The sequence below is a fragment of the Flavobacterium sp. Sd200 genome, from assembly GCF_009826935.1.
GTDB lineage: Bacteria > Bacteroidota > Bacteroidia > Flavobacteriales > Flavobacteriaceae > Flavobacterium.
On record NZ_WUMN01000012.1, the window covers coordinates 1 to 25,872 of the forward strand.

The window sequence follows — 25,872 nt, forward strand, 5'->3', positions numbered from 1 at the left end:
ATTATAGTTTTATATTAAACATTTATGGCTTAAAATACCCTATCAGAAAAAAACGTAACCACGAAAAGCGACATTTATACCAATAAGAAGCCAAAAAAACAAAGTTTATTTTAATTTATGACGTATTCAGAATTAATTTAAATTATTGTTTACAATTACTTTACACACAAAAACATAAACTACTGATTATAAGACCCCAACAACCACTCAACTGCATTCTTATAAAATTAAAACATCATCCAAACCTCTGTAAAATTCAAGCCTTACACTTAAAATCGCATAAAATTATAGTTTTTTATGCAAAAAAACTCATTTAGCTGTTTAGTTTTCGAAAATAAGTAAAAAAAATCAAGCTTTAAAGCTTACCTTAAACATAATGTAAATTTTAACCAAAAGAAACAAATTTGTTTTTATTTGTTATGATTTTTAAAATCTTAGAATTACTCTGTCATGCCAACAAGTCTTTATATATTTGTATGCACTAAGTAAAAAAATGAATAGTACACAAAAAATATACTTTGCATCAGACCAGCATTTTGGTGCCCCTACACCCGAATTAAGCTTTCCAAGAGAACAAAAATTCGTAGCCTGGCTTGATGAGATTAAAAAAGACGCTGACGTTTTATTTTTAGTTGGTGATCTTTTTGACTTTTGGTTTGAATACAAAACCGTTGTACCTAAGGGCTTTATAAGAGTATTAGGTAAACTTGCCGAATTGCGCGACAGCGGCATTCAAATACACTTTTTTACAGGCAACCACGATCTTTGGATGGACGACTACTTTGAAAAAGAACTTAATATCCCGGTATATCATCGTCCCAAAGAGTTTACATTTAACGGAAAACAGTTTTTTATTGGACATGGAGACGGACTTGGCCCAGGCGACAAAGGCTACAAACGCATGAAGAAGGTTTTTACCAACCCTTTTTCTAAATGGCTGTTTCGTTGGATGCACCCTGATATTGGAGTAAAGCTTGCGCAATATCTGTCTGTAAAAAACAAACTTATATCGGGCAACGAAGATGTGGTGTTTTTAGGCGAAGACAAAGAATGGCTGGTGCTTTACAGCAAGCGCAAGCTACAAACCAAGCATTACGACTACTTTATATTTGGTCATCGCCACCTGCCTATGGTTATTAAACTAAACGAAAACAGCAGTTATGTAAACCTTGGCGACTGGATTGGCTATTTTACTTATGGTGTTTTCGATGGAAATGAGTTTGAACTCAAAACCTATAAATAGAAAAAGGCATTACATCCAGAAACAGGGCAAACGTACAATTAGTGCGATATAAGCCTCAATAATACATTAATTCCGGCCAATTGTATCCAAATAGTCCATAAGGTTTAAATTAAATAGTGTGCCGTCTATAAGATCTTTTATTTGCATCAGCTCTGCTTTGTTTACAGCAAGATCTATTTGGTTGAGAGGTGTTTTCAGCAAAAAACGATGGCAATGCGCCCTTTGGCAGCATGAAGAACAACTGATATCCTGACAGGTTTGATCTATAATATCGGCAAACTTTGCCACCTGTGTTGCCGTAAAATAAAACCCGGTTTCTTTAAATATGATCTGAACCTTATCTCTCAAAACCTCCCCTTCTTTCCTCCAGTGAAATGCGACCCCAAAGTCGTTATAATATACCTGCTCTACTTCTTTCATCCCGAATTGATTTTGAACAAAAATAATAATTATTTAAAACCATTCTAAATAAAACCTATTTTTTTATTCACACCTTAAAAACTTCTGTTCATAAAGCAGAAAAAACTACAGCTATTATGGAGGCAAATTCACTTTATTTCCATAAATTTATAACAATCAACAAATTAACCTAAAAGCGTTTTGTTATGAAAAAATATATTTTAGCCTCTTTACTTTTCATTGGGTGCATAATTTTCAGCTTTGCGCAAGTGCATACTAATTCAAAAGCTCTCTCTGCAAAAATCATTATGACCAGTGGAGAAGTTTTAGAAACTACTTTGATTCCATTTCCAATTAAATTTGATTTGAATTACATCAAGGTTAAAGAAGGTGACCGAATCAGGAAGATTAAAAAGAAAAATATCGAAAAGATGTTTGTAGAGAATGATGTGTATGTAAACAAAAACGTCTACAGCCCATCGGGCAAAAGGATTCTGAAAAACAAAAAACTTCTAAGAGTTGTAGTTTTAGGCAAAGTAAACCTTTATTGTGATACTTATACTGTACAGGAACCGGATCCTTTTGCAAACGGCCCTATATTTTTTAAACGAAATGTATATTATTGCCAAAAAGATAGCGAGGATGCTGCAACTATGATTCATTATGATTTTGATAATTTCAATAAAAATGATGGATTTAAAACCGCAGCAGCAAATTATTTTTCAGATAATGAATCCATTACTGAAAAAATTAAAAATGAAACCTTCACTTACAAAGATGTAGTAGCTGTTGTGGAAGAATATAACAAATAACCTAAAATTGCTGTATTAGTTTTCGGCATCCCTAATATCCCTCAACCTCAACTGCAGGCTTGTTTGGCCGTTCCAAACATTCTCATCTATAGAATAGGCAGCATCAAAAGTACTGCCATTACAGGCCAGTTCTTTTTTTGAAGCAAGACCAAACCCAACTGCACCAAAACCCTCTGAACCATTTTGTTTTATAAAAAGCTTAAGGTGTTCTTCATCCTTACCAATAGCCTTACCATAACCACTGTCGGTAAGATCTTTAGACATAAAGACGGGTGTCATGTTGCCAGGACCAAAGGGCTCGAACTGCTTTAGTATCCTGAAAAATTTAGGCGTAATATCTTCAAGCAATATTTCGGCATCAATCGAAATTTCCGGAATAAGCAGATCCGGGTGGATAGTATTAGCCACCACCTCTTCAAACTTTTGACGGAATAAGGGATATTGCTCTTCTTTAAGCGTTAAACCTGCTGCATACATGTGTCCGCCAAACTGCTCTAAATATTCGGCACAGGCTTCGAGGGCATTATATACGTCAAAATCTTTAACCGAACGTGCCGAAGCAGCCAGCTTGTCGCCACTGCGTGTAAATACCAGCGTAGGGCGGTAATAGGTTTCTATCAGCCTCGAAGCTACAATACCTATTACTCCTTTATGCCAGTCTTCCTGAAACACTACAGTCGTAAATTTATCATGGTCACTGTTTTGCTCTATCTGCAATAAAGCCTCTTGAGTGATTTGTTTGTCAAGGTCTTTTCTATCCGCATTAAGTCCTTCTATTTGGGCAGCAAAACCTTCAGCTTCATTCAAATTAAATTCCGTTAAAAGCTGTACAGCATAGTTACCATGCTTAATGCGTCCGGCAGCATTAATACGCGGTGCAATTATAAACACTACATCACTAATGCTTAATATTTGCTTTTTTACATTTTGCACCAATGCTTTAATGCCCGGCCTGGGATTACTATTTATAACATCGAGACCAAATTTTGCCAACACGCGATTCTCTCCTGTTATAGGAACAATATCAGCAGCAATGGCTGTAGCAACAAGATCGAGGTACGGAATAAGATCATTAATAGTTTGCCCTTTGTTCGCAGCCAGTGCCTGTATAAGCTTAAATCCTACACCACATCCGCAAAGCTCGTCATAAGGATAGTTGCAATCCTCCCGCTTAGGATCGAGCACTGCTATAGCATTGGGCAATGTATCTCCGGGGCGGTGGTGGTCGCATATAATAAAATCGATACTTTTACTTTTAGCATAATCAACCTTGTCAATAGATTTTATACCGCAATCCAATGCAATAATCAGGGTGCAACCATTATCATCGGCATAGTCTATACCAGCAAAGGACACCCCATACCCCTCATTATACCTGTCCGGAATATAAGTATCTACATTAGGATAAAATGATTTCAGGTAAGACGACATGAGCGATACTGCTGTGGTACCATCTACATCATAATCACCAAAAACAAGTATGTTTTCGCCATTGGCAATTGCACTTTCTATCCTGTCTACCGCCCTGTCCATATCTTTCATTAAATACGGATTGTGCAAATCGTCAAGCGACGGACGAAAGAACTGCCTTGCCTCATCGAACGTGGTTATGCCACGCTGCACCAACAAGGATGCTACTACAGCATCTACCCCAAGGGCGTTGGCTAAATATTCTACATTTATAGGATTGGGTTGTGGTTTAAGATTCCAGCGCATAGTTAGGGTTAAGGCCTACAAAAATAAAAAATGCGAAGGGGATATAGGGTGGTTTTCAGGAATTGTTTTAGTGATGAGTAATCTATTTTAATTGCATCTGCTATTCAGTATAGCTATCCCACTATCCACACACTGTCTTTGTAAGGAGAAACGACAAAGCAATCACATAATAGTATAATATAAATGTAGTAACAGATTGCTTCGTACCTCGCGATAACTCATCAACAGGATATACAGTTACGTTTTTCACATGTTGTCACCCCGAAGCACGAAGCAGTTAACCTGCCATTATATTCCGGTCAGAGATTGTTTAACACAGCCTCAAAGTCTCTGACTTTGCGGAGCAGACAAACTCCTACTTAGCCATTAGGCTTTTGCGGATATTACAAGAACAATAATTCCTAAAAAAAACAATATTCCCCCTCCATAAAAAAGCAGCCCGGGAAGTATAGATCCTAAATTACTGCTGCCGTAACCAATACCTCCTGAAAGCCAGCCTGACACTATAAGAACTATTGCTACGATTGATTGTTTGTGATGTTTTTTCATTATTTAACAGATAACCCGCAGCATCCTAAAATACTGCGGGTTATAAATTTATTGTGAAAAAGTATATTAAACCAGTTTATGCTCTACCAAATACTCTGCAATTTGTACGGCATTTGTGGCAGCGCCCTTGCGCAGGTTGTCGGCAACTATCCAAAGGTTCAGGGTGTTTGGCTGGCTTTCATCGCGGCGGATACGGCCTACAAAAACATCATCTTTACCCTCAGCATATAACGGCATAGGATAGTCAAATAACGCAATGTTATCCTGAACGGTTATCCCATCGGTAGTTTCAAGAATAGAGCGTATGTCGGCCAGTTCATAGTCGTTGCTAAACTCTACGTTTACCGCTTCGCTATGTCCGCCTACAGTAGGTATGCGCACCGTGGTTGCAGTAACCTGAATAGAATCGTCACCAATTATCTTCTTGGTTTCGCGGGTCATTTTCATTTCCTCTTTAGTATATCCGTTGTCCTCAAAAACGTCTATCTGAGGTATTGCGTTGCGGTGAATAGGATATTTATAAGCCATTTCGCCCTCTATGCCTGCATACTCATTTTCTAACTGTTTTACGGCTTTAACTCCTGTTCCGGTAACACTCTGATAAGTAGAAACCACCACGCGCTTAATGTTGTATTTTTTGTGTAGCGGAGCCAATGCCAATACCATTTGTATGGTAGAGCAGTTTGGGTTGGCTATAATTTTATCTTCTTTGGTTAGCTTGTTGGCATTAATTTCGGGCACTACCAATTTTTTAGCAGGATCCATACGCCATGCACTTGAGTTGTCTATAACGGTAGTGCCTGCTTCGGCAAATTTAGGAGCCCACTCTAAAGAAGTGCCGCCTCCCGCCGAGAACAATGCTATTTGCGGCTTCATGCTAACGGCAGTTTCAAGGCTTACCACCTTATACTTGTTTCCCTTATAGGCTACTTCCTTACCCACACTGCGCTCGCTGGCAACAGGTATCAGTTCGGTTATTGGGAAATTTCTTTCTGCCAGTACTTTAAGCATTACTTCGCCTACCATTCCGGTAGCGCCTACAACAGCAACTTTCATATCGTGATGATTATTTATTAAACGTTTCAGGCAAAATTAGTTATAAAAGTGTTTGGAAACACAAAAATATAACAAAGAAAAACCGCCTTTTAGAGGCGGTTTTGTGAAACAATAGAATATATAGTGTAACGGAAACGTCTTGTTTAACAAGTGCATTGTTTAGACACTAATTTCACGAATTTACACAAAGCTTAACCGTATTTAGTTTATTGGTTATCAAATTCACTGATGATGAATAAAAATCATTATGAATTCGTGAAATTAGTGTCTTATATTACTGTTTAGCTTTTAAAGCATCGCGAATTTCCATAAGCAGTTTTTCTTCGTTGCTTGGAGCCGGTGGTGCAGCAGGAGCCGGAGCTTCCTTTTTACGGGTACTGTTTACAGCCTTAACTATAAGGAATAAAACAAAAGCCACGATAATGAACGAAATTACATTGCTCAAAAAATTGCCATATTTAACCCCGGCACCCCAGGTAAGCTCTTTAATATCTTCGAGTCCGGCTTTTTCAAGTATGGGCGAAAGTATGAGTGGCGTTATCAGGTCTTCCACCATCGATTTTACAATAGCACCAAAAGCAGCACCTATAATTACACCAATAGCAAGGTCTAATACATTGCCTTTAAGTGCGAAATCTTTAAATTCTTTTAATAATGCCATAGTCTTAATTTTTTGTTTTTATAACTGGTTGTTTTGCTAAGTTACAAAAAACAAAACTTATTCTTTGTAAAAAACCCTCTTCACCCTTTGCGAAATTCCTGTTAAAATTTCATACGGTATGGTTCCCAATGCCTTTGCAATGGTTACTACCGATGGGTCTTTGCCAAAAATTATGGCGGTATCGCCCTCTTTGCAATCTATTCCGGTTATGTTTACCATCATCATGTCCATACTTATGGTTCCGGTAATTTGTGCCTTTTTACCCTTAATAAGTACATATCCGGTTTCGTTGCCCCAACGGCGTGGTATTCCGTCGGCATAGCCTATAGGCAATGTGGCTATGGTTATAGGCTCATCTGTGCGGAACCTGCGGCTGTAGCCAATGCTTTCGCCTGCGGAAATTTCTTTTATCTGAAGGATGATGGTTTTAAGCGTTCCCACGTTTTCAAGGCTTTTGCGCTCGGTTTCGTCATTGCCCACACCATACAGGCCGATGCCCAGGCGAACCATGTTATACTGTGCCTCCGGGTAATGGTATATGCCCGATGTGTTGAGTATATGGCGGATAGGGTTTATTTCCAACGCCTGTATTATGGCTGTAGACCAACTTTCAAACTTCTCTATTTGCGCCAGAGTAAATTCTTTAAATTCCGGTACATCGCTCGACGACAGGTGCGAGAATATACTGGCTACCGATACAAGGTTGTTGTTTTTAAGGAGGTCTATAAGTTCATCCAGCTGGTAGCCCTCAAAGCCCAAGCGGTGCATACCAGTATCGAGCTTTAGGTGTATGGGGTAGTTGGATAAATTCTTCTGCTGTGCCACCGCAATAAACGCACGCAGCTCTTTAGCTGAGTAAATCTCTGGCTCAAGGTTGTAGGCTGCCATGGCGGCAAAGGCACTGCTTTCAGGGTTCATTACAATAATAGGCGTGTTTATGCCCGCATTGCGCAGCGATATACCCTCGTCTGCAAAGGCAACCCCAAGATAGTCTACCTTTTGGTGGCTTAGTGCCTTGGCAATTTCATAGCTGCCGCTGCCGTAGCCAAAGGCTTTTACCATAACCATTATTTTAGTTTCGGGCTTAAGCCTTGATTTATAAAAGTTGAGGTTATGGATAATGGCGTTCAGGTTGATTTCAAGTACTGTTTCGTGGGTTTTTTCTTCAAGATACACCACAATTTCATCAAACCTAAAGCTTCGCGCACCCTTTACGAGTATGGTTTCGTTCTCAAAGGCGTTGGCTTTGTAGTGCGACAGAAATTCTTGTGTGGTTTTGTAGCCATGAAAGTTAGGGTAATCGGCCAGCATGCGGCTTATTTTTTCGCCAATACCTATTAGCTGGCTAATGCCGTGGCTGGCCAGTAACTTAGCTACTTTAGCATAAAGCACATCGGCATCGAACCCGCTCTGGAAGACATCCGAAAGGATAACGGTTTTCTTTTGGTGGGTTTTGTGCTGCTCTAAAAAGTCGAGCGCAATTTTAAGCGACTGGTAGTCGCTGCTGAAACTGTCATCTATAATGGTGCAGCCGTTAATGCCGTTCTTAACCTGCAAACGCAGCTCTACCGGATACAAACCTGCCATGCGCGCTGCAATTATGGCGGGGTTGTAGTCAAAATACAGCAGCAGCATAAGGCAGTTTATGGCGTTTTCTACAGAAGCATCATCGGTAAATGGGATTGTAACCTCAAAAGTTTCTTTATTATAGGTAGCTGAAATTACAGTATTGCTACCGGAATGTTTTGTGTTGATAAGCACATCGACATCAGCTTCATTTCCCCATGTAAATGTTTTTATAAGCGGATTAAGCAGGGCCTCGACCTCCGTGTTTTTTTGGAGTATAAGCAGCCTTACATGCGCAAATAGCTTGAGTTTTTCGGCAATCTTTTCTTCGCGGTGGGCAAAGCCCTCATCGTGTGCCGACCCGATGTTGGTCAGTATCCCGATGTCGGGACGAATAATAGGCTCAAGCTTCTCCATTTCGCTCGTAGTAGAAATACCTGCTTCAAAAATGCCCAGGTTATGGCGTTCGTTAATGCCTATTATGGATAGCGCAACGCCCACCTGGCTGTTGTAACTCTTTGGGCTGCGTATTATGGTATAATCAGGACTTAACAGATAGTTTAGCCACTCTTTTACAATGGTCTTACCGTTACTGCCTGTAATGGCAACTACCGGAAAGCTGTACAGTTTGCGGTAATACAGGGCAAAATCCTGTAAAGCTGTAAGAGTGTTTCCAACAACGAAAAAGTTAGCTTTATCAACAACATCTGCCGGAATGTGGCTTACTACAAAGTTTACTACGCCTTTATTAATTAGCGAAGATATGTACTGGTGGCCGTCGCGGTTTTGACCCTGCAGTGCAAAAAACAAAGTACCTGCATTGTTTTGCAGGCTACGGCTGTCTATAGACACGTTGTCTATTTCCATGTTGGACTGCACACCTTCAAAGCGTGAGTGCATGGCGGGTATTATGTTGTGTATGTGTACGCTCAAGGGATTAGTATAAATCGAAAGGTAAAATTAGCTATAATTTTTCCGGATTAGAATACTTATTCTCCTTCTCGAAAAATCTTTTTTCTAACTTCCTCGCTGGTATAGGTTACAAGTGTTCCGTCTTTAAGCTATTGCAGTGCTAAATTAATGTCGGCCATAAATTCTTTATGGGTTATTGGTGTACCATCTATATTGTATCCAACTATATCTTCCCTGCCTGATTCCATGGACTGAATTTTTTATAAAATTAGTGAAATTCTGTGATTCATAATCCTGAATCTCAAAATCGCCATTGCTAATTTGAAACCGAAATGAACAAGAATAAGTCACTTATATTTCTCAATTAGATAATCCGTATATTCTTTTTTATAATCAAGATCTGCAGACAACCCCGAACCTATGGATAAACTTTTTACAAAAGGAGATATTTCTATTTTTCCTAAATCTTTATTTTTATCTAATATCAAAATAGCTTTCAGGTAGTTTTCAACTATTTCAGAAAGACTTCTGCCACTTTTATTAGCATAATCTTTGGCTTTAGCAATAAGCTCTTCATCTAATGTAAGTGTTAATCGGGCTTTCATAAAAAATGTAATAGTAAAAAGATTATAGAGAAACCAAGAAGCCATCTCACAACAACTCCGATTTTGGTTCCTCCAAACTTCCGCCTTTATTGGGTAAAACATTATGTGTTCTCATAGCCTCAAAATAAGCAGCGCGGCTCAGGGGTTCATACTCTTCGGTTTCGCCAAGCATAACCAGGTTATTGTTATTGGCTTTTCTAAAACTGTAGTTGGCAAGGTTGCCTGTACGGGTGCATACGGCATGCACTTTTGTAACATACTCAGCAGTAGCCATAAGAGCTGGCATAGGACCAAAAGGGTTACCTTTAAAATCCATATCAAGCCCAGCCACAATTACGCGGATTCCACTGTTGGCAAGATCGTTACAAACCGATACTATCTCATCGTCAAAAAACTGGGCTTCATCTATACCCACTACTTCACAATCCTGCGCCAGCAGACGTATCATAGATGCGGAAGTTACGGGCGTAGACCTTATTTCATTTGAATCATGGCTCACTACCATCTCTTCATGGTAGCGCGTATCTATAGAGGGTTTAAAAATTTCGACCTTTTGTTTGGCAAATTGCGCGCGTTTAAGCCTGCGGATAAGCTCTTCGGTCTTACCCGAAAACATTGACCCGCAGATGACTTCGATCCACCCAAATTGCTCTTTATGATTTACTGTGTTTTCAAGAAACATTTTGCATTTTTATAGGAGTAAAACAAAAATGTTTTGTGTTACTTTGTATGAAAACAAATTTATTAAAAAACTATTGCGCCAACCCTCATTATTCTAAAAGTTATGAAGAAAAAGTTAGAAGCCGACCTGATTAGCATTGCCCACCGCATACTAAAACTTAAAAACAGGGCAGAGCTGGACCAACTGCAACAGGAAACCTTAAAACTGTATGAAAAAATATCGGTGCTAAGGTTTGTAGAAGACCATTTTGGCGGCGCAGAGCCTACCATTGGGCGTGCTTCGGCAGTATTTGAACTTGAGGAAATTTATAATATTGAGCATGTTGATGCTGTTAAGGCAAACGAGCAGGAAGCAATAGAAGACGAAGCCCGTGCTAAAAAAGCCGAGGATGCCAAGGCTAAAAAGGAGGAAGATAAAATAGCAGAATCTGCGGAGGCTAAAGAAAATGAAAGCGAAGAAACTGCCCCGGTAAATGCCGAAGAGGAAAGCGAAGTAGCTGGGGATGCAGAGCCGGAGGCTGAAGAAGCAAAAGATAGTGAGGAAGAAACTCCCGAAGCTGAAAACGGCGAAGAAGAAGTTAGCGACGAGGAAAAAGAACTGACGGAGGAATCTGACGAGGAAGTAAAAGAAGAGGTAAAGCAGGAAGAGACCAAAACAGAAGCTGTTGAAGAAACTGAAAGTACAGAATCTTCTGAGGAAGAAGCAGAAGAAGAAACAGAAACTGCCGAGGAGAAGGCTCCTGCCGATGAAAAAGAAGAAGCAGAAGCGTCTGAAGCCGAACAGCAACCCGAAGAACCCCCTGCAACAGAAGAACCTGAAATAAAAGTTGAGGTGAAAAAACCTGCTGAAACTGTTGAAACAGAAGAACAATCGGCGGCAGCGGTGTTTGAAAAAGAAAGCGACACTACGGTAGAAGAAGTAGCTTTTGCTGTAGATGCAGAAGTTAAAACCATAGAGCCTGATGCCACTTCTAAGCCAGCACCAACAACATTAGACCCTGATCTTTTTGAACGTAAGGCGGCTCCAGAAGAACCTGTAAAACAAAAGGAAATTACTTTTGAAGATTACCTTGATTATAAAGAACCTGAGTTTGTAAAGAAAGATTCTTTAGATACACATATAAGTACACCTGTTCCGCCCGAGGTTAAGCAGGAAATAGAACCGTTAACGCAAAACGCTACTGCTGTAGACAATTGGCAAAACAGCACACCCGTTCCGCCGGAGGTTAAAGAAGAGATTTTGGAAGAGAACGATTGGCGCAACTGGGAACCTAAAAAAACAGAAGAAGCTGAAAAACCAAAACCTTTGTTTGACTGGGAGGCTTCGATACAGCCTAAAAAAGAAGAACCTGCGGTAGACGACTGGCAAAACTGGGAACCCAAAAAAGAGGCTGAGCCCGAAAAGCCTGCCGAACCGGAATTTAAACTTGATGTGCCTGAACCTGCACAGCCAAAACAAGGCTTTAGCTGGGATGAGCCCAAGCCAGAACCTGTGCGCGAAGAGCCTAAACCTGCCCCTGCTAAGCCCGAAGGCCTTGGCAAAGCAATTAACCTGGCACTTAACGACCGTATAGCGTTCGAAAAACATTTGTTTGCAGGCAGTGGCGACGACCTTAACCGTGTAATATCGCAGCTTAACACGCTTAACACGTATCGCGAGGCACAAAACTTTATTGAAGACCTTGTTAAGCCCGACTATAACAACTGGACAGGCAAAGAAGAATATGAAGAGCGTTTTATGGCGCTGGTAGAAAAAAGATTTAGTTAATGGGTAAGCTGTACATTGTTCCTACTCCTATCGGTAATTTGGAAGACATGACTTTTCGTGCCATAAAGGTGCTTAAAGAAGTAAACCTTATCCTTGCCGAAGACACGCGCACCAGTGCCAAACTGCTTAAGCATTTTGATATTGGTACGCACATGCACAGCCACCACATGCACAATGAGCACAAAACCGTTGAGGGCATTATACAACGGTTGCAGGGTGGCGAAAACATTGCCCTTATTAGCGATGCAGGCACACCTGCCATATCCGACCCCGGTTTTTTGCTTACCCGTGCCTGCGTGCAAAACAATATAGCTATTGAGTGTCTGCCCGGTGCCACGGCCTTTGTGCCTGCCTTGGTAAACAGCGGCCTGCCTAACGATAAATTTGTTTTTGAGGGTTTCCTGCCCGATAAGAAAGGGCGTCAAACCCGCTTTTTAGCATTGCAGGAAGAAACCCGCACCATGATATTTTATGTATCGCCCCACAAGCTGGTTAAAACCCTTGCTGAGTTTATACAGTATTTTGGAGAAAGCCGCCCTGTATCGGTATCGCGCGAGCTAAGCAAACTACACGAAGAAACCGTGCGCGGCACCGCTACCCAAGTACACGCACACTTTATCGCAAAAGAACCTAAAGGTGAAATTGTGGTGGTGGTTGGTGGTTTTGTAGCGGAGGGGAAGGTGAGGAAAGTTAGTAAATAAAGAATAGCTTTTAAGGTGTAAGAATGATAGTCAATAACGAGGTAAGAAAAATAATTCAGAGAGAAGAGAATAATTTAAAAAATATTATTTCCCCATCTGCAGCTATCGGTATTATTTATAATGTTATTCAGTTAAAGCTTCTTTATGATAATGAACCTAATATATATGTCCTTTTTAAAAAGCTTATTGAAAATTACATTAGAGTTATTAATAGTGCGGATTATGGTTACGACGATTTTAATAATGATAAAATTGAAGATTTACTTAAGAAACTTACCTATGAACAACAATTATCTATACTGCAATTCACGCTTTCCCGAATCACTCATGAGTTACCAGAATATGACAAAACATGGTTTCTAAAAAGAAAAAATATCGCAGAAATTCATTTAATATTAAGTGATAAGTCTGTGTCGAAATTTTATAAAATTATTCCATTATTTGCAGGACTGAATGCTTATGCCCTCATGTTTACTTTAGGTTTTATATTTTCTATTGTATATGCGATTACATATCCCATTCAAAATCCACCGTATGCGATTTTTGAAATACAATATGAAAATTACTCGTCATCGCAACTTTCGAATCACTTGTTAAATCTTTTGAGTGCTTTTGTAGATATAGATAATGATTTTAAAGTTATACCATTAAACGGTTATGCCGCAGCGATTAAAATTATTTGTAAATTTTTTTTTCTTTTAATAATTGCAAACTATTTTTACATTAAAGTAACGGATAAATTGACAACATAGTGAAAACATTTTTATTAATTGATTTACTGCAAAGAAAAGTAAATTCACTACTGTTTCGATTTACATTAGTAATATATTCAATTGCAATACTCACAGTTGAAAATAACTATTTTAATTTTTGGACATACTTTACGGCCATATTAATTTATGTTTCTTTATACCTTTATTGTATTAACAAAAGTTTCATTCGTTTATTAAATGATTTTGCATTAATAACAGTTGTCACTATATATAAGAATCCGGAGTTATATTATATTTTTATTTATTTAATGCTTCCAATAATAAATTCTGTCAATTTCTCAGGTAATAAAAAAAGACCGGAATTATTATATCTTTTGTCAATAATAATTTTTGTCATTCTGTATTTTTTATTTAATGAGAGATTAGACTATAAATTAATGCTGTTAATTCTCCCTGTTTTGGGATTAAAAGCTATTAATCACTACACACACTTAAGAGTCAAAATCCAAGCTTATAAGGATGACCTTATAGAAGTTGTTGACTCATTTTATACTACGAAACAAAATCTACAGAGGCCGCATAAAATTTATAAAGAACTTATTGTAACTATTAATAATATTTTTAAAGATAGAATTGTAGAAAATATTTATTGTTTTACTATCGTTAAAGATAGAATTATAGTTGTAAATGGCACGAATTTTATTTGGAATTTCACTTTTACTTCAAAAGACTTGGTTGCAAGAATAAGAGAAGAAAAGCAGATTTTTGGTGAAGAGGTGTTAATTGAAGAGAGACAAGTAAACTTAAGTTTACTTATGCATACTCAACTCGGTGATAATGAGTATTTTTATCTTTTCACCTTAAATAAACGAATACCACTATACTATTCTATAATAGGTTTTTTAGGTTTTATACAGCCTGTATTAAATAAAATATCTAACATTTTATTGAGTGAAAAAATAGTTCAGCAGATAAGATATGATGAGATTACAACACTTTCTGAAAAGCGTCAATATGTAAATAGAGCAAATAATATGATGCATTTTATTAGAAATAGGCTAAGTCCATTTGCAAATTTAACTGCCATGCTTGAAACACTCCCTAAAGTGAATCAAAATATTTTAGATGATTACAAGAAAAAGCTGAACGAGCAAAATAATAGAGCTAAAATCGAGTTAAAGAATATTACTGATAGAGCAGACGATATGCTTGAAAAAAGTAAAAATCCTTTTTTTTATTCTATTTTAGAAGATATCTCAATAGTTAGAGCTTACACAATATTTAAGAGAAGTTTTACAAATATTTTTCCAGATGAAGAAATAATTGCTGATATTGAACCACAAAAAAGTAAGTTTATTATAAAACTAAATATTGAGGGTTACGAAATTTTCATTTCTGATTGGTTAAATAATATTAAAAAGTATTACATTAAATATATTAAATGTACTTTTACAGAAGATGAAGAATATTTGTATATTATTTTTGAAAACGATCATGCTCAATCTAAAGAAGAAATAACAAATTTGATAAAAGATTTGGTTTCGAACGATAAAAATGAGATATTAAAAAGAACAACTCATGGGCTATATACGATTAAATCATTATTAAATGAAATGAATATAGATTATGATGTAAAGGAAGAAGGAAAAAACTTAATGCTTACTTTAAAATTTAAAATTTATGAATATGAAAGTAGCAATATTTGAAAATGAGTATGAGTCAGTTAGGATTGCTTTTGAAACAGCAAACTTAATCGAGTTTAATAATAATATCGAATTTATTGTATTTGCTTCTTCACAATCGGCTAACACCATCGATATTAATCAATTTGATGTAATATTTATTGATATTGATTTATCTGTAAAGAGCATTCTTGATGGTTATAGTTTAATTAAAAATCTAATTGAAAATAATTCAGAAATATCAAAAAAAATTGTTGTGTTGACGGGTAATAATAAAATTAGAGAGGCATTTGCTACTAAAGGTATAGATTCGAATACTTTTCAATTAATTATTAAACCAACTGATTTCATTCAAATAGCCAATTCCATTAATAAGGTTATTGGACAACAGGTGTAAATGATTTAATCTTATATTTCCCCGCTGGCGCGAGCCTCAGGCCCATGCTGGTAACAAAAACCATTATAAATTGTTGTGGTAAAGCACTAGCCTGAGACGCTCGCCAGCGGGATTGGTGTAATAAAACAAATAGATTGCTTCGTCGTTCCTCCTTAAAACCTCATCCTGTTGAATGCTAAACCCTACCTCCTATTCCTTTTACTATTTGTTATAAACACTTATGCGCAAAACACCTATGTGTTTTTAGGGTCTTATAATCAAAATCAGGTTAAAGAGGGTATTTATGTATATCAGCTGGATACGGTTAGTGGCAATCTCTCAAAAATTACCAGTGCCAAGATGGGCAACCCGTCTTACCTGACGGTAACTAACCATGGTTTTCTATACGCCTGTACCAACACAAAAACTCCTAACGAAGGCAGCGTAAGTGCTTATAAATTTGACCCAAAAAAGAAAAAACTAAGCTTTATAAACAAACAAAACAGCGAAGGCGAAAATCCGGTGTATGTATCGACAGATGCTTCGGGCAAATGGCTCGCAAACGGCAATTATACCGAGGCAGGTGTTACCCTCCACCCCATAAATCCCGATGGCAGTATTGGAGCAACAACACAAAACTTCAGGTACACCGAGGGCAGTGTCGACCCTAAGAGGCAGGAAAAGTCACATATACACTCAACTGTATTCTCCCCAAAAGGCGATTATCTTTTTGCCCCCGACCTTGGTGCTGATAAAATCAGAATATATAGTTTCCACCCCGAAAGCTCAGAACCATTGCAGTCCGCACCTCAATCTTTTATAAAGACCGTTGCAGGCAGTGGGCCAAGGCATTTTACATTTCATCCTAACGGCAAGTTTGCCTATTGTATTGAAGAAATGGGCGGGGCTGTTAGTGCATACACTTATAGCAATGGCAAATTGGACAACATTCAGCGCATTTACAGCCATCCCGAAACACTTACAGAAGGTTTTGAGAGTTCGGACATTCATATCTCCCCTGATGGGAAATTTCTTTATGCCACAAACCGTGGTAAAGAAAACAACATTGCCCTATTTTCTGTTGCAGAAAACGGCATGCTGAAGCACTTGGGCTATCAGCCTACTTTGGGCAACCATCCCCGCATTTTTGCCATAAGCCCCAACGGTAAATTTTTAATTGTTGCGAATGTTAACAGCAACAGTGTAGTGGTTTTTAAACGGGATAAGGCAACAGGACTTCTTACAAAAGCAGGAAATGATACTACTGTAGAACACGTGTCTTGCGTTCAGATTGCGGAATATTAATCATTAAACACAACAAACCATTCGTTAAAAAGTATATTTTTTTGTTTTTGTAAACTTTTCGTGTATACCTTTGCAATTCATGAAAAGAAAATTTGCATTATTTAATTTGGCCTTAATGGCAATAGTACAGTTTGCTATTGCTTACCAGTCTTTTCATGCCTTTAGTCACACACACTATGCCACTGAGCATACACACACTGAACTAAAAAAACAATCGAAACATACTATTGCACAAGATCAGGTTCATGATGATGAAAGCTGTTCTGTTTGTGATTTTCACTTCGATTTTTTTGTTGAGCCACAGCAATTTTGCCTAAAGCTCGACTTCGATTTCTTCCAGATTCCTTACTATTATGCCACAACAAAAAGCAATGCGTTTTTTGCAGGCAGTCTTTTTGCCTTAAGGGCACCCCCTATCGTTTAAGTATAAAGAGCCTCACCCCCGACCCCTCTCCAAAGGAGAGGGGAGTAGCTACACTCGTATTCTACAGTTACGTGTTGTTTTGCATATTGGTTTACATCATGATGCGAAGAAACAGTTTACATACGTAGCACATTTGAGTTACCCTCTCCTTTGTAGAGGGGTTAGGGGTTAGACTATCACACCTTAAAAGAATCTTTCTTTTTACCCCACATTCCACATGAAAATTTATTTTACGCTCCTGCTCCTACTGGCAGGCAGCCTGTGTGCATTTGCCCAGCATACTTTAAAGGGCAAAATAACCACAGTACAAAACCAGCCTTTAGATGGGGCACATATACATATAGGGCAACTGCACGCCACTACCCTGCCCGACGGCACCTATACCCTTACCGGGATTGGGTCGGGCAATCAGCATGTGGTGGTGTCTTACATTGGCTATAAAAGCGTGGTAAAAGACATTGAATTTTACGGAAATGAAACGCTAAATGTAAACCTGCAGCCTGAAAGCACCCAGCTACAGGAAGTGGTTTTGAACGAAAGTGCCTCCCAAAGGGAAAAGAAAAGCACGGCAAACAGTGTTGAGACCGTTAGCAGCGATTACATACGTAAAAATATGGGGGGCAGCCTTATGCAGTCGCTCGACAACATAGGTGGCATAAGTACCATTGCCATAGGCTCCGGGCAGTCTAAACCCATAATAAGGGGGCTTGGGTTTAACCGCGTAGTTGTAACCGAAAGCGGCATTAAGCACGAAGGCCAGCAATGGGGAGCAGACCATGGGCTGGAAATAGACCAGTATGCCGTGGGCAGCGTAAAACTGGTTAAAGGCCCGATGTCGTTACTGTACGGGTCAGACGCTATTGGCGGGATTATAGAGATAGAGAAACCCAAACCTCCAATGCCCAATACTTTTGGCGGGTCTGTAGAACTTACAGGCAAAAGCAACAACAACCTGTACGGCTCATCTTTAAACCTGTATGGGCGTAACCACAATTATTTTTTTGATGCCAGGGTTACTGCATTAGATTATGCCGATTATAAGGTTCCGGTAGACCACATCAATATTTATTCTTATAAGGCCCCATTATACAAAAACAGGCTGAGGAACACGGCAGGTAACGAACTGAACCTGCATTTGAGCACCGGTTATGTGGCAGATAATTTCAGCTCTATATTCTACATCAGCAACCTGCACACTAAGAGCGGACTGTTTGCCAATGCACATGGTCTTGAGCCGCGCAATGTAAACACTGGCCTCCATGATGCGTCTGACAGAGATATACAAAACCCATATCAGGATGTAGACCACTTTAAAATTATCAATCGCACCAAATTTAAAATAGGCAGCAACCATTTTGCCGAAATTGAGGCAGGTTACCAAAACAACTTCCGGCAGGAATTTAGCGACTACATAAGCCACGGGGCTATGTCTCCTGTATATCCTGATTATATGGTAATCCCTGAAACGCTGGAAAGGGAATTCAATAAAAATGTATATTCGCTTAACGCAAGAGACAAATTTACTGCAGGCAGTCACGAAATAACCGTAGGCTTTAATGCCGAACATCAGAACAACAATTCGGGTGGATGGGGCTTTATTATTCCAAGTTATGTGCAATCGTCAGCAGGGGTGTTTGCTTATGATAAGATAACATTCTCTCAAAAACTATTGCTGCACCTTGGTGCCCGATACGACTATGGACACATAAAAACCAAAAATTATTTTGATTGGTTTGCAACTACAGTAGATGGCACCCCACAATACCTGCAAAGGGCATTTGCTATGAGCCGTTCCTTCAACAGCCCAAGTTGGGCTGTGGGATTAAATTACAATCTTGAAAGCTGGTCTTTTAAAGCTAATGTAGGGCAAAGCTTCAGGATGCCTATTGTAAAAGAGCTGGCCTCAAACGGGGTTAACTACCATCAGTTTAGCTATGAGCTGGGCAACGCAGACCTTGATGCCGAAAAATCGTACCAGTTAGACCTTGGTGCATCATGGCAAAAAAACGGGTTTGAGGTAGAAGTGTCGCCTTTCCTCAACTATTTCCCTAACTATATATACCTCAACCCTACGCCTAATTATGATTTTGCTTATGGGGCAGGAAACCAGATATTTAATTATACACAAAGCAGGGTATTGCGCTATGGTGGAGAAGTAAAGGCAAATTACACATTCTACAGCCATTACACCGTGGGCGTTGTGGGCGAATATGTGTACAGCGAACAAAAATCAGGGCCTAAAAAAGGGTTTACACTGCCATTCTCGCCACCGGCATCGGCCTTATTCAGCTTTAACTACAATACAGATATTAAGAATTTTAAAAACCTGTATGCAGGTATAGACTACAGGCTTACAGCAAGACAAAACCTTATTGTTCCGCCCGAGAATAAAACACCCGGCTATAGCCTTATCAACCTGTCGTTTGGCGGAGATATACCGTTTTATAAACAACATATAACATTAAACCTGCAGGTGCAAAACCTGCTTAATGCAAGCAACCTTAACCATACAAGCTTCTACCGCATAATAGGCGTGCCCGATCCGGGGCGCAATATAGTAGTATCGGCTAAAATTCCGTTTACGTTTAAATAGTGAAACAAAAAAAATACATATACAGCATGCGCGCCATTGTACTGGTGCTTTTGTTTACGGCACCCCTGCTCGTAAACCCGCTGCATTTTGTATTTGTCAAGCATAAAACGCCACATAACCATAGCGGTGTTAAAGCTATGGTAGCAGAAAAAGAACAGGATTGCAGCTATTGCGATTTTCATTTTTCGGGGTTTATAACAGGCTTTCAATTATATGAGCCAACCCATTTTATAAACCACCTTTACAAAGCTGTTACCGCTTTTACTTATTGCATTGTACCTGTTTTTATAATCAGGCTTTATTCAGGCAGGGCACCACCAATGGTAACCGTACTTTTAAGCTTCCCATAAATGCCATTTAAACATATATCAATAAGAATACAATCATAAAAATGACAAAATACATATCTAAAATAACCGCAATTTTTTCTTTAATAGCAATCGCCTCATTAACTTCATGTAGTAATGACGATGATGCCGCACCGGTGGCCGCATTAACGGTAGAGTTTACCGAAGTAGGCCACGGGGGCACTCCGCCACACGCGCATGCAGGCGAAGACCTGCACCTTGAAGCAGAAATTTTAGCAGAAGCAAAAATTGCAAATGTGGTTATAGAAATACATAGCGAAACCGACGCTTCGGCTCCTGAAATTACAGCAGCTTACAGCGATTACAACGGGCTTCGCAATGCTACATTCCATAAGCATGTAGATATTCCTGCAACACAGCCTGCAGGTATTTACCACCTTCACCTAACAGTAACTGATGCTAATGGCCAGACAAAAACGGCAGAATCTAACCTTGAAATACTTCCCGCTGAAACCGATAGTTCTATTGCTATCGAAATAACCGAACTTGGACATGGCACTGCCGGCAGTTTTCACACGCATGTTGGCGAAGAAATGCATGTAGAAGGCACAATAACATCTGAACATGCCATTGCCACCGTAGTTGTAGAGATACATAACGAAAGTGATGCCACAGCTCCTGAAATTGAGCAAACATATACTAACTATGCCGGACAAACCAATGCTGAGTTCCACGAACATATAGCCATACCTACAAACCAGCCTACAGGTCATTACCATTTTCACATTACTGTGACTGATGATGAAGGACATTCGCATACAGAAGAGTATGAACTTGAAATAGAATAATAACCCTGTGCGGAGGCACAGCCTCCGCACAAAATTTTACAATGATTATGAAAAATATAAAATTTGCAGCCTTTATTATGGCGACAGCCTTTGCATTAAACTCATGCAGCAGCGACGATTCATCATCATCTATAGATGATGTTAAGCCTGCAATAGACACGTCAATATCGGGCGCGTTCCCAACAAGTTGCGCAACGGTAAGAAGAGGTAGTGTTATACCATTTAAAGCACTGTTCTCAGACAATGTGGCTTTGGGTGCTTACAGCATTAACATTCACAACAACTTCGACCATCATTCGCATGATACCGAAGTAGATTCGTGCCCTTTTGATGCCATAAAAACACCTGTAAACCCGTGGACGCAAACACTAACATTTACTATACCTGTCAACTCGAAAGAGTTTACAGCGCAACAGGAAATTACTGTTCCGGCTGATATAGATACGGGCGATTATCATTTTATGATACAACTTACCGATGCCCAGGGCTGGGCCACTATGAGGGGCATAAGCTTTAAAATTATAGAATAATTTAAATTCATCATTGTAAAAAATCCTTGCTGCGGTAAGGATTTTTTATTTTATAAAAATTTCATTAAAAAATTACAAATTAAATTATTAAATTTAGGAATGATTTAGAATTTGATATTAACTCAAAACTTGTGCTTATGAATTCACAGTTTACTAAAATCATCAGGATTCTTTTAGGACTCATCCTTATTGTATTCGGAACCAATAAAATTTACGCTTTCATCCCCCTACCCCAACCTCCTGCCGAAGCTGCCCGCTTTATGGAATCTCTTGCAGACACCGGCTATGTACTTACTGTAGTTGCCATCTTAGAGATCATGATAGGGATAATGCTCATTTTAAAACTTTATGTACCCTTTGCGCTATTGGTTTTGGTTCCCATTTCGCTTAATATTTTACTTTTTCATTTGTTTTTAGACATTCCTGCCATAGGGGCGGCATTGCTGGTGGTGGCACTTAATGGTATTTTACTATACAAGCACAGACGAAAATACAAGCCGTTGTTTAGCGAATAAACCATTTATTTTTTGTTACTTTTGTTTTAATCAACAATATGCAAATGAAAAAAACAATCGTAACCTTAGCTATGGTTTCCGGCCTTGGCGTGGCAGCACAAATGAATCAGAATATACCATACCCAAAAACACAAAAAGGTACTGTAACAGATAATTATTTTGGAACCACAGTACCGGATCCTTACCGCTGGCTGGAAGACGACCGCAGTGCCGAAACCGCAGCATGGGTTAAAGCAGAAAATGAAGTTACTTTTAACTATCTGAAAAAAATACCTTTTAGGGATGCGATAAAAACGCGTTTAGAAAAGCTGTGGAACTACGAGCGCATATCGGCTCCGTTTAACGAAGGCAGCTATACCTATTACTTTAAGAACAACGGTCTGCAAAACCAGTCAGTATTATACCGAAAAGACAAAAGTGGCAAAGAAGAGGTTTTTCTTGACCCAAATACATTTAGTAAAGACGGCACCACATCATTATCTAACATAGAGTTTAACAAAACAGGAACACTTCTTGCCTACATGATATCCGAAGGCGGCAGCGACTGGGGTAAAATAATCCTGATGGATGCCATTACCAAAAAACCTTTAGGCGAAACTATAGAGAACGTAAAATTTAGCGGTATTGCCTGGAAAGGCAGCGAGGGCTTTTATTATTCTACTTATGATAAGCCCGACGGCAGCCTCCTATCGGCTAAAACAGACGAACACAAACTATACTACCATAAGCTTGGTGCACCCCAAAAAGAAGACAGGGTGGTTTTTGGCAACGATAAAAAAAGGCGTTACATAGGCGGAATGCTTACTGAAGATGAACGTTTTTTAATTATATCGGCAGCAAACTCTTCTTCGGGTGGCGAGCTTTACATACAGGACCTGAGCAAACCGGGAAGCCCTATAATTACAATGGCCGACAACTTTGACAGCGACAGCCATATTATAGACAATGTGGGCTCTACGCTATACATATCTACAAACTACAAGGCTCCCAATACACGTATTGTAACCGTAGATGCTGCAAACCCTCAGCAGGCCAACTGGAAAGACCTTATTCCGGAAACTGAGAACGTGCTTTCGGCCAGTGCAGGAAGCGGCTATATTTTTGCACATTATATAAAGGATGCCATAAGTTCTATAAAACAATACGACCATAGCGGCAAACTGGTGCGCAACATAGAACTGCCGGGCATTGGCAGCGCAGGTGGTTTTGGCGGCAAAAAGAACGAAAAAACACTGTACTACTCTTTTACCAACTATACAACACCGGGCACTATTTTTGCCTTTAACCCAAAGACAGGAAAATCGGCAGTATACAGAAAACCCAATGTTGATTTCAATTCCGACGATTATACATCTGAGCAGGTATTTTACACCAGCAAAGACGGTACAAAAGTACCTATGATAATTACGTATAAAAAAGGTACGAAGCTTAACGGCACTAACCCAACTATACTTTATGCCTATGGCGGTTTTAATGTAAGCCTTACCCCTGCCTTTAGCATTGCGAATGCCGTGTGGTTAGAAAACGGAGGCATCTATGCCGTTGCAAACCTGCGTGGTGGTGGCGAATATGGCAAAAAATGGCACGATGCAGGTACTAAACTGCAAAAACAAAACGTGTTTGATGACTTTATTGCCGCAGCCGAGTTTTTGATTGAAAAAAAATATACGTCTGGCGATTATCTTGCGGTAAGAGGTGGTTCAAACGGAGGCTTACTTGTAGGTGCCGTTACCACACAGCGCCCCGATCTATTTAAAGTGGCACTCCCGGCTGTAGGCGTTATGGATATGCTTCGCTACCACACTTTTACGGCAGGTGCAGGCTGGGCATACGACTACGGCACATCTGAAGACAGCAAAGAAATGTTTGAATACCTTAAAAAATATTCTCCGGTACACAGCATTAAAAAAGATGTTAAATACCCTGCAACCTTTATAACTACCGGCGATCATGACGACCGTGTGGTTCCTGCACACAGCTTTAAGTATGCAGCCACTTTGCAGGAATACCAGGCAGGGCCTGCACCTGTCTTAATCCGTATAGAAGTTAATGCAGGGCATGGAGCAGGAAAATCGGTAGCACAGACTATTGCCGAGAATGCCGACTTACAGGCATTTACGCTATACAATATGGGTGCTTCCCCTAAATCGGGTAAATAAAAGTTTACAGCCGCAGTCGCGGTTTACAGTTGCAGCCGATTAATTGGAATAACTGTAAACCGCGACTGCGGCATTTATAATCTGTAACTCAACATAATTGATCCGTAATAGTAACCTGATATTACACGATTGCTGAGCTCTTTGCCCCGATAATTAAAAGAGTAGGAGTATGTCCAGTTATTATATCTGTACTTTACCCCAACCTCAGCATTAAACCTGAACGGTATTAAAGGAAACGTAACCGGAGGATTAGTATCGGCAAACATGCTGCCCTGCATTGTGGCATCATACCTTTGATAATTTATAACAGGATTTATATACAAAAATAGTTCACGTTGTTCTTTATATAATTCTTTATTGCAGTTTAGTTCCGCATTATGCAACGCGCTGTCATACATGGGCAAAAGATTTCTTTTAAGGCTAATTCGTGCCATGGGCCCTATAGACGCACCCATCCACACTGTGCCCACATTGAGCTCGCCCTGTATATGAAAATCTACTTTTTCATGATATTTTTCAGACAGTACTTTGTGCGAGTAAACCGCCTGAGCCTGTAAAGCAAACGTAGTGGGTATTTGGTATTGCCAGCCGTTTACAGTGGGCAATCCTAATGTTTTATGCAGCCCCTTCTGAAACTCTTCGCCCATTGCTTCGGGACCTATAACCCCAACCTGAAAATTAAGCTTTAATACGCTTTCATTTCTATAAAATGTGTTTATCCCTGCTTCTGTAAAAAGATAGCCTGCAAAAGGGCGGTCGTGTATATTGATATCCTCTGCCCTAACCGACTGAGGACTATAAATGTACTGTCCTGCACGAAACTCGGTTATTTTCTTAGCTACTTCTTCGTTATCTGAATTACCCAAATAGCGATAAATAAACTCAATACCATTAGTGTAATACTGGTCGTTTATGGGAGATGTGTAAGAATCGTTATCGCTAATAATACTTATCTCTGCTGGTTTTTGGGAGGTACATACAACAGTACACAATAACGCAGGGATTAACCAATACAGAGATTTCATGACTAATATTCAAGCTTTACATAGCGCATTAGCTTTACTATCCTGCTTTTGCGTCTCTCTGTATAAGCCGAAGAGTTTAATGCCTTAAACTTTAAGGGGTTGGGCAAAATAGCTGCAATTCCGGCGGCTTCTCTTTTTGTAAGGCTGGAACAGTCTTTTTTGTACCAGTGTTGCGTGGCTGCCTGTGCGCCATATACACCATCGCCCATTTCTATACTGTTAAGGTAGACCTCCATAATGCGCTCTTTGCTCCAAAGCAACTCTATAAGCACGGTAAAATAAGCCTCTAATATTTTACGCACGTAGCTTCTGCCCTGCCATAAAAAAACATTCTTGGCTGTTTGCTGGCTAATGGTACTCCCTCCTTTTATGCGCTTGCCTTTACTATTATTTTTATATGCCTTGAACATAGCATCGAAGTTAAAACCGTGATGAATTAAAAAACGATCGTCTTCGCTGGCAATAACGGCCTTTTGCAGGTTTTGCGAAATTTGTTCTATAGGTACCCAATCATGGCTGCTGTGCATTTCTTCGCCATTGGCTTTTTGCTCAAAAGCACGCGTTACCATAAGCCACGTAAATGGCACAGGCACAAAACGAAAAACTACCACTCCAAACACGGACAGCACTACGAACCACATTAAAATTTTATAGAAAAAACGGAGTATTTTTTGAACCATACAAAAGGGCTTAGCAAATGCGAAATTACGAATTTAGAGATTACT

At 39.3% G+C, this 25,872-nt stretch carries 25 protein-coding genes; 15 read left to right on the top strand and 10 right to left on the bottom strand.

Translation table 11 applies throughout. From position 1 onward, the window contains the following. Positions 1-493: 493 nt before the first annotated feature. A complete protein-coding gene (locus tag GR160_RS18445) occupies positions 494-1,243 on the top strand; it encodes a UDP-2,3-diacylglucosamine diphosphatase (protein ID WP_160751383.1) in 750 nt (249 codons plus the stop codon). 66 nt (positions 1,244-1,309) lie between these two features. Here the strand turns inward: GR160_RS18445 and GR160_RS18450 are convergent, their stop codons facing one another. Continuing rightward, complete coding sequence (locus GR160_RS18450) at positions 1,310-1,663, bottom strand: hypothetical protein (RefSeq protein WP_160751384.1); 354 nt, start codon at positions 1,661-1,663, stop codon at positions 1,310-1,312. A 185-nt stretch (positions 1,664-1,848) separates the two neighbouring features. On the opposite strand from GR160_RS18450, the gene GR160_RS18455 reads away from it, so the two are divergent. Next, entirely contained in the window at positions 1,849-2,454 is a 606-nt protein-coding gene (locus tag GR160_RS18455; protein WP_160751385.1) for a hypothetical protein, read from the top strand. A 15-nt stretch (positions 2,455-2,469) separates the two neighbouring features. On the opposite strand, the gene recJ is transcribed toward GR160_RS18455, so the two are convergent. The 7 genes from recJ to GR160_RS18490 form a co-directional block, all read right to left on the bottom strand. Next, the gene (recJ, locus tag GR160_RS18460) at positions 2,470-4,170 is read right to left on the bottom strand and encodes a single-stranded-DNA-specific exonuclease RecJ (protein WP_160751386.1); all 1,701 of its coding nucleotides are present in this window, start codon (positions 4,168-4,170) and stop codon (positions 2,470-2,472) included. A 366-nt stretch (positions 4,171-4,536) separates the two neighbouring features. Then, positions 4,537-4,719, bottom strand: a complete 183-nt coding sequence (locus GR160_RS18465; protein WP_160751387.1) for a hypothetical protein — start codon at positions 4,717-4,719, stop codon at positions 4,537-4,539. Between the two features lie 66 nt (positions 4,720-4,785). After that, a complete protein-coding gene (locus GR160_RS18470; RefSeq protein WP_160751388.1) occupies positions 4,786-5,775 on the bottom strand; it encodes an aspartate-semialdehyde dehydrogenase in 990 nt (329 codons plus the stop codon). 274 nt (positions 5,776-6,049) lie between these two features. Then, a complete protein-coding gene (gene mscL, locus GR160_RS18475; RefSeq protein ID WP_160751389.1) occupies positions 6,050-6,436 on the bottom strand; it encodes a large conductance mechanosensitive channel protein MscL in 387 nt (128 codons plus the stop codon). A 57-nt stretch (positions 6,437-6,493) separates the two neighbouring features. Continuing rightward, a complete protein-coding gene (locus tag GR160_RS18480; RefSeq protein WP_160751390.1) occupies positions 6,494-8,935 on the bottom strand; it encodes a bifunctional UDP-N-acetylmuramoyl-tripeptide:D-alanyl-D-alanine ligase/alanine racemase in 2,442 nt (813 codons plus the stop codon). 326 nt (positions 8,936-9,261) lie between these two features. After that, complete coding sequence (locus GR160_RS18485) at positions 9,262-9,519, bottom strand: DUF6364 family protein (RefSeq protein WP_160751391.1); 258 nt, start codon at positions 9,517-9,519, stop codon at positions 9,262-9,264. A 46-nt stretch (positions 9,520-9,565) separates the two neighbouring features. Next, complete coding sequence (locus tag GR160_RS18490) at positions 9,566-10,201, bottom strand: thymidine kinase (protein ID WP_160751392.1); 636 nt, start codon at positions 10,199-10,201, stop codon at positions 9,566-9,568. A gap of 102 nt (positions 10,202-10,303) precedes the next feature. Here GR160_RS18490 and GR160_RS18495 point away from each other — a divergent pair, with 102 nt between their 5' ends. From GR160_RS18495 to GR160_RS18555, 13 genes are all read left to right on the top strand, one after another. Continuing rightward, positions 10,304-11,968 (top strand): hypothetical protein, encoded by a 1,665-nt coding sequence (locus GR160_RS18495; RefSeq protein WP_160751393.1) that lies wholly within the window; start codon positions 10,304-10,306, stop codon positions 11,966-11,968. Beyond that, complete coding sequence (rsmI, locus tag GR160_RS18500) at positions 11,968-12,669, top strand: 16S rRNA (cytidine(1402)-2'-O)-methyltransferase (RefSeq protein WP_160751394.1); 702 nt, start codon at positions 11,968-11,970, stop codon at positions 12,667-12,669. The genes GR160_RS18495 and rsmI overlap by 1 nt, the downstream gene beginning before the upstream one ends. A 23-nt stretch (positions 12,670-12,692) precedes the next feature. Continuing rightward, positions 12,693-13,421 (top strand): hypothetical protein, encoded by a 729-nt coding sequence (locus GR160_RS18505; RefSeq protein ID WP_160751395.1) that lies wholly within the window; start codon positions 12,693-12,695, stop codon positions 13,419-13,421. After that, positions 13,421-15,088, top strand: coding sequence for a hypothetical protein (locus GR160_RS18510; protein WP_160751396.1), 1,668 nt, complete (start codon positions 13,421-13,423; stop codon positions 15,086-15,088). Before GR160_RS18505 ends, GR160_RS18510 begins: the two co-directional genes overlap by 1 nt. Beyond that, positions 15,069-15,461 carry a response regulator gene (locus GR160_RS18515; RefSeq protein ID WP_160751397.1) on the top strand — a complete coding sequence of 131 codons (393 nt, stop codon included), beginning with the start codon at positions 15,069-15,071 and terminating at the stop codon, positions 15,459-15,461. The genes GR160_RS18510 and GR160_RS18515 overlap by 20 nt, the downstream gene beginning before the upstream one ends. 168 nt (positions 15,462-15,629) lie before the next feature. Beyond that, on the top strand, positions 15,630-16,745 hold the full coding sequence (locus GR160_RS18520) for a lactonase family protein (RefSeq protein ID WP_202390822.1): 1,116 nt from the start codon (positions 15,630-15,632) through the stop codon (positions 16,743-16,745). A 79-nt stretch (positions 16,746-16,824) separates the two neighbouring features. After that, complete coding sequence (locus GR160_RS18525; protein ID WP_160751398.1) at positions 16,825-17,169, top strand: hypothetical protein; 345 nt, start codon at positions 16,825-16,827, stop codon at positions 17,167-17,169. Between the two features lie 217 nt (positions 17,170-17,386). Further along, positions 17,387-19,762: a TonB-dependent receptor gene (locus GR160_RS18530; RefSeq protein ID WP_160751399.1), complete on the top strand. Its 2,376-nt coding sequence runs from the start codon at positions 17,387-17,389 to the stop codon at positions 19,760-19,762. Further along, the gene (locus GR160_RS18535; RefSeq protein WP_160751400.1) at positions 19,762-20,112 is read left to right on the top strand and encodes a hypothetical protein; all 351 of its coding nucleotides are present in this window, start codon (positions 19,762-19,764) and stop codon (positions 20,110-20,112) included. Before GR160_RS18530 ends, GR160_RS18535 begins: the two co-directional genes overlap by 1 nt. 41 nt (positions 20,113-20,153) lie before the next feature. After that, positions 20,154-20,918: a DUF4625 domain-containing protein gene (locus GR160_RS18540; RefSeq protein WP_160751401.1), complete on the top strand. Its 765-nt coding sequence runs from the start codon at positions 20,154-20,156 to the stop codon at positions 20,916-20,918. A 47-nt stretch (positions 20,919-20,965) separates the two neighbouring features. Next, on the top strand, positions 20,966-21,448 hold the full coding sequence (locus GR160_RS18545) for a DUF4625 domain-containing protein (RefSeq protein WP_160751402.1): 483 nt from the start codon (positions 20,966-20,968) through the stop codon (positions 21,446-21,448). A 137-nt stretch (positions 21,449-21,585) separates the two neighbouring features. Continuing rightward, positions 21,586-21,963 carry a DoxX family membrane protein gene (locus GR160_RS18550; RefSeq protein ID WP_160751403.1) on the top strand — a complete coding sequence of 126 codons (378 nt, stop codon included), beginning with the start codon at positions 21,586-21,588 and terminating at the stop codon, positions 21,961-21,963. A 44-nt stretch (positions 21,964-22,007) separates the two neighbouring features. After that, a complete protein-coding gene (locus tag GR160_RS18555) occupies positions 22,008-24,122 on the top strand; it encodes a prolyl oligopeptidase family protein (RefSeq protein WP_160751404.1) in 2,115 nt (704 codons plus the stop codon). A gap of 74 nt (positions 24,123-24,196) precedes the next feature. Here the strand turns inward: GR160_RS18555 and GR160_RS18560 are convergent, their stop codons facing one another. After that, positions 24,197-25,147: a lipid A deacylase LpxR family protein gene (locus tag GR160_RS18560; RefSeq protein ID WP_160751405.1), complete on the bottom strand. Its 951-nt coding sequence runs from the start codon at positions 25,145-25,147 to the stop codon at positions 24,197-24,199. A 2-nt stretch (positions 25,148-25,149) separates the two neighbouring features. After that, positions 25,150-25,827: a monofunctional biosynthetic peptidoglycan transglycosylase gene (mtgA, locus tag GR160_RS18565; RefSeq protein ID WP_160751406.1), complete on the bottom strand. Its 678-nt coding sequence runs from the start codon at positions 25,825-25,827 to the stop codon at positions 25,150-25,152. Between the last annotated feature and the right edge of the window lie 45 nt (positions 25,828-25,872).

What these genes read in the sequence shown, in the direction of transcription:
- GR160_RS18450 (WP_160751384.1), bottom strand. Translation starts at nt 1,663, where the DNA reads ATGAAAGAAGTAGAGCAGGTATATTATAACGACTTTGGGGTCGCATTT.
- GR160_RS18465 (WP_160751387.1), bottom strand. Translation starts at nt 4,719, where the DNA reads ATGAAAAAACATCACAAACAATCAATCGTAGCAATAGTTCTTATAGTG.
- GR160_RS18550 (WP_160751403.1), top strand. Translation starts at nt 21,586, where the DNA reads ATGAATTCACAGTTTACTAAAATCATCAGGATTCTTTTAGGACTCATC.
- GR160_RS18545 (WP_160751402.1), top strand. Translation starts at nt 20,966, where the DNA reads ATGAAAAATATAAAATTTGCAGCCTTTATTATGGCGACAGCCTTTGCA.
- GR160_RS18445 (WP_160751383.1), top strand. Translation starts at nt 494, where the DNA reads ATGAATAGTACACAAAAAATATACTTTGCATCAGACCAGCATTTTGGT.
- rsmI (WP_160751394.1), top strand. Translation starts at nt 11,968, where the DNA reads ATGGGTAAGCTGTACATTGTTCCTACTCCTATCGGTAATTTGGAAGAC.
- mscL (WP_160751389.1), bottom strand. Translation starts at nt 6,436, where the DNA reads ATGGCATTATTAAAAGAATTTAAAGATTTCGCACTTAAAGGCAATGTA.
- GR160_RS18485 (WP_160751391.1), bottom strand. Translation starts at nt 9,519, where the DNA reads ATGAAAGCCCGATTAACACTTACATTAGATGAAGAGCTTATTGCTAAA.
- GR160_RS18525 (WP_160751398.1), top strand. Translation starts at nt 16,825, where the DNA reads ATGAAAAGAAAATTTGCATTATTTAATTTGGCCTTAATGGCAATAGTA.
- GR160_RS18470 (WP_160751388.1), bottom strand. Translation starts at nt 5,775, where the DNA reads ATGAAAGTTGCTGTTGTAGGCGCTACCGGAATGGTAGGCGAAGTAATG.
- GR160_RS18495 (WP_160751393.1), top strand. Translation starts at nt 10,304, where the DNA reads ATGAAGAAAAAGTTAGAAGCCGACCTGATTAGCATTGCCCACCGCATA.
- GR160_RS18540 (WP_160751401.1), top strand. Translation starts at nt 20,154, where the DNA reads ATGACAAAATACATATCTAAAATAACCGCAATTTTTTCTTTAATAGCA.
- recJ (WP_160751386.1), bottom strand. Translation starts at nt 4,170, where the DNA reads ATGCGCTGGAATCTTAAACCACAACCCAATCCTATAAATGTAGAATAT.
- GR160_RS18560 (WP_160751405.1), bottom strand. Translation starts at nt 25,147, where the DNA reads ATGAAATCTCTGTATTGGTTAATCCCTGCGTTATTGTGTACTGTTGTA.
- GR160_RS18530 (WP_160751399.1), top strand. Translation starts at nt 17,387, where the DNA reads ATGAAAATTTATTTTACGCTCCTGCTCCTACTGGCAGGCAGCCTGTGT.
- GR160_RS18490 (WP_160751392.1), bottom strand. Translation starts at nt 10,201, where the DNA reads ATGTTTCTTGAAAACACAGTAAATCATAAAGAGCAATTTGGGTGGATC.
- mtgA (WP_160751406.1), bottom strand. Translation starts at nt 25,827, where the DNA reads ATGGTTCAAAAAATACTCCGTTTTTTCTATAAAATTTTAATGTGGTTC.
- GR160_RS18515 (WP_160751397.1), top strand. Translation starts at nt 15,069, where the DNA reads ATGAAAGTAGCAATATTTGAAAATGAGTATGAGTCAGTTAGGATTGCT.
- GR160_RS18505 (WP_160751395.1), top strand. Translation starts at nt 12,693, where the DNA reads ATGATAGTCAATAACGAGGTAAGAAAAATAATTCAGAGAGAAGAGAAT.
- GR160_RS18455 (WP_160751385.1), top strand. Translation starts at nt 1,849, where the DNA reads ATGAAAAAATATATTTTAGCCTCTTTACTTTTCATTGGGTGCATAATT.
- GR160_RS18555 (WP_160751404.1), top strand. Translation starts at nt 22,008, where the DNA reads ATGAAAAAAACAATCGTAACCTTAGCTATGGTTTCCGGCCTTGGCGTG.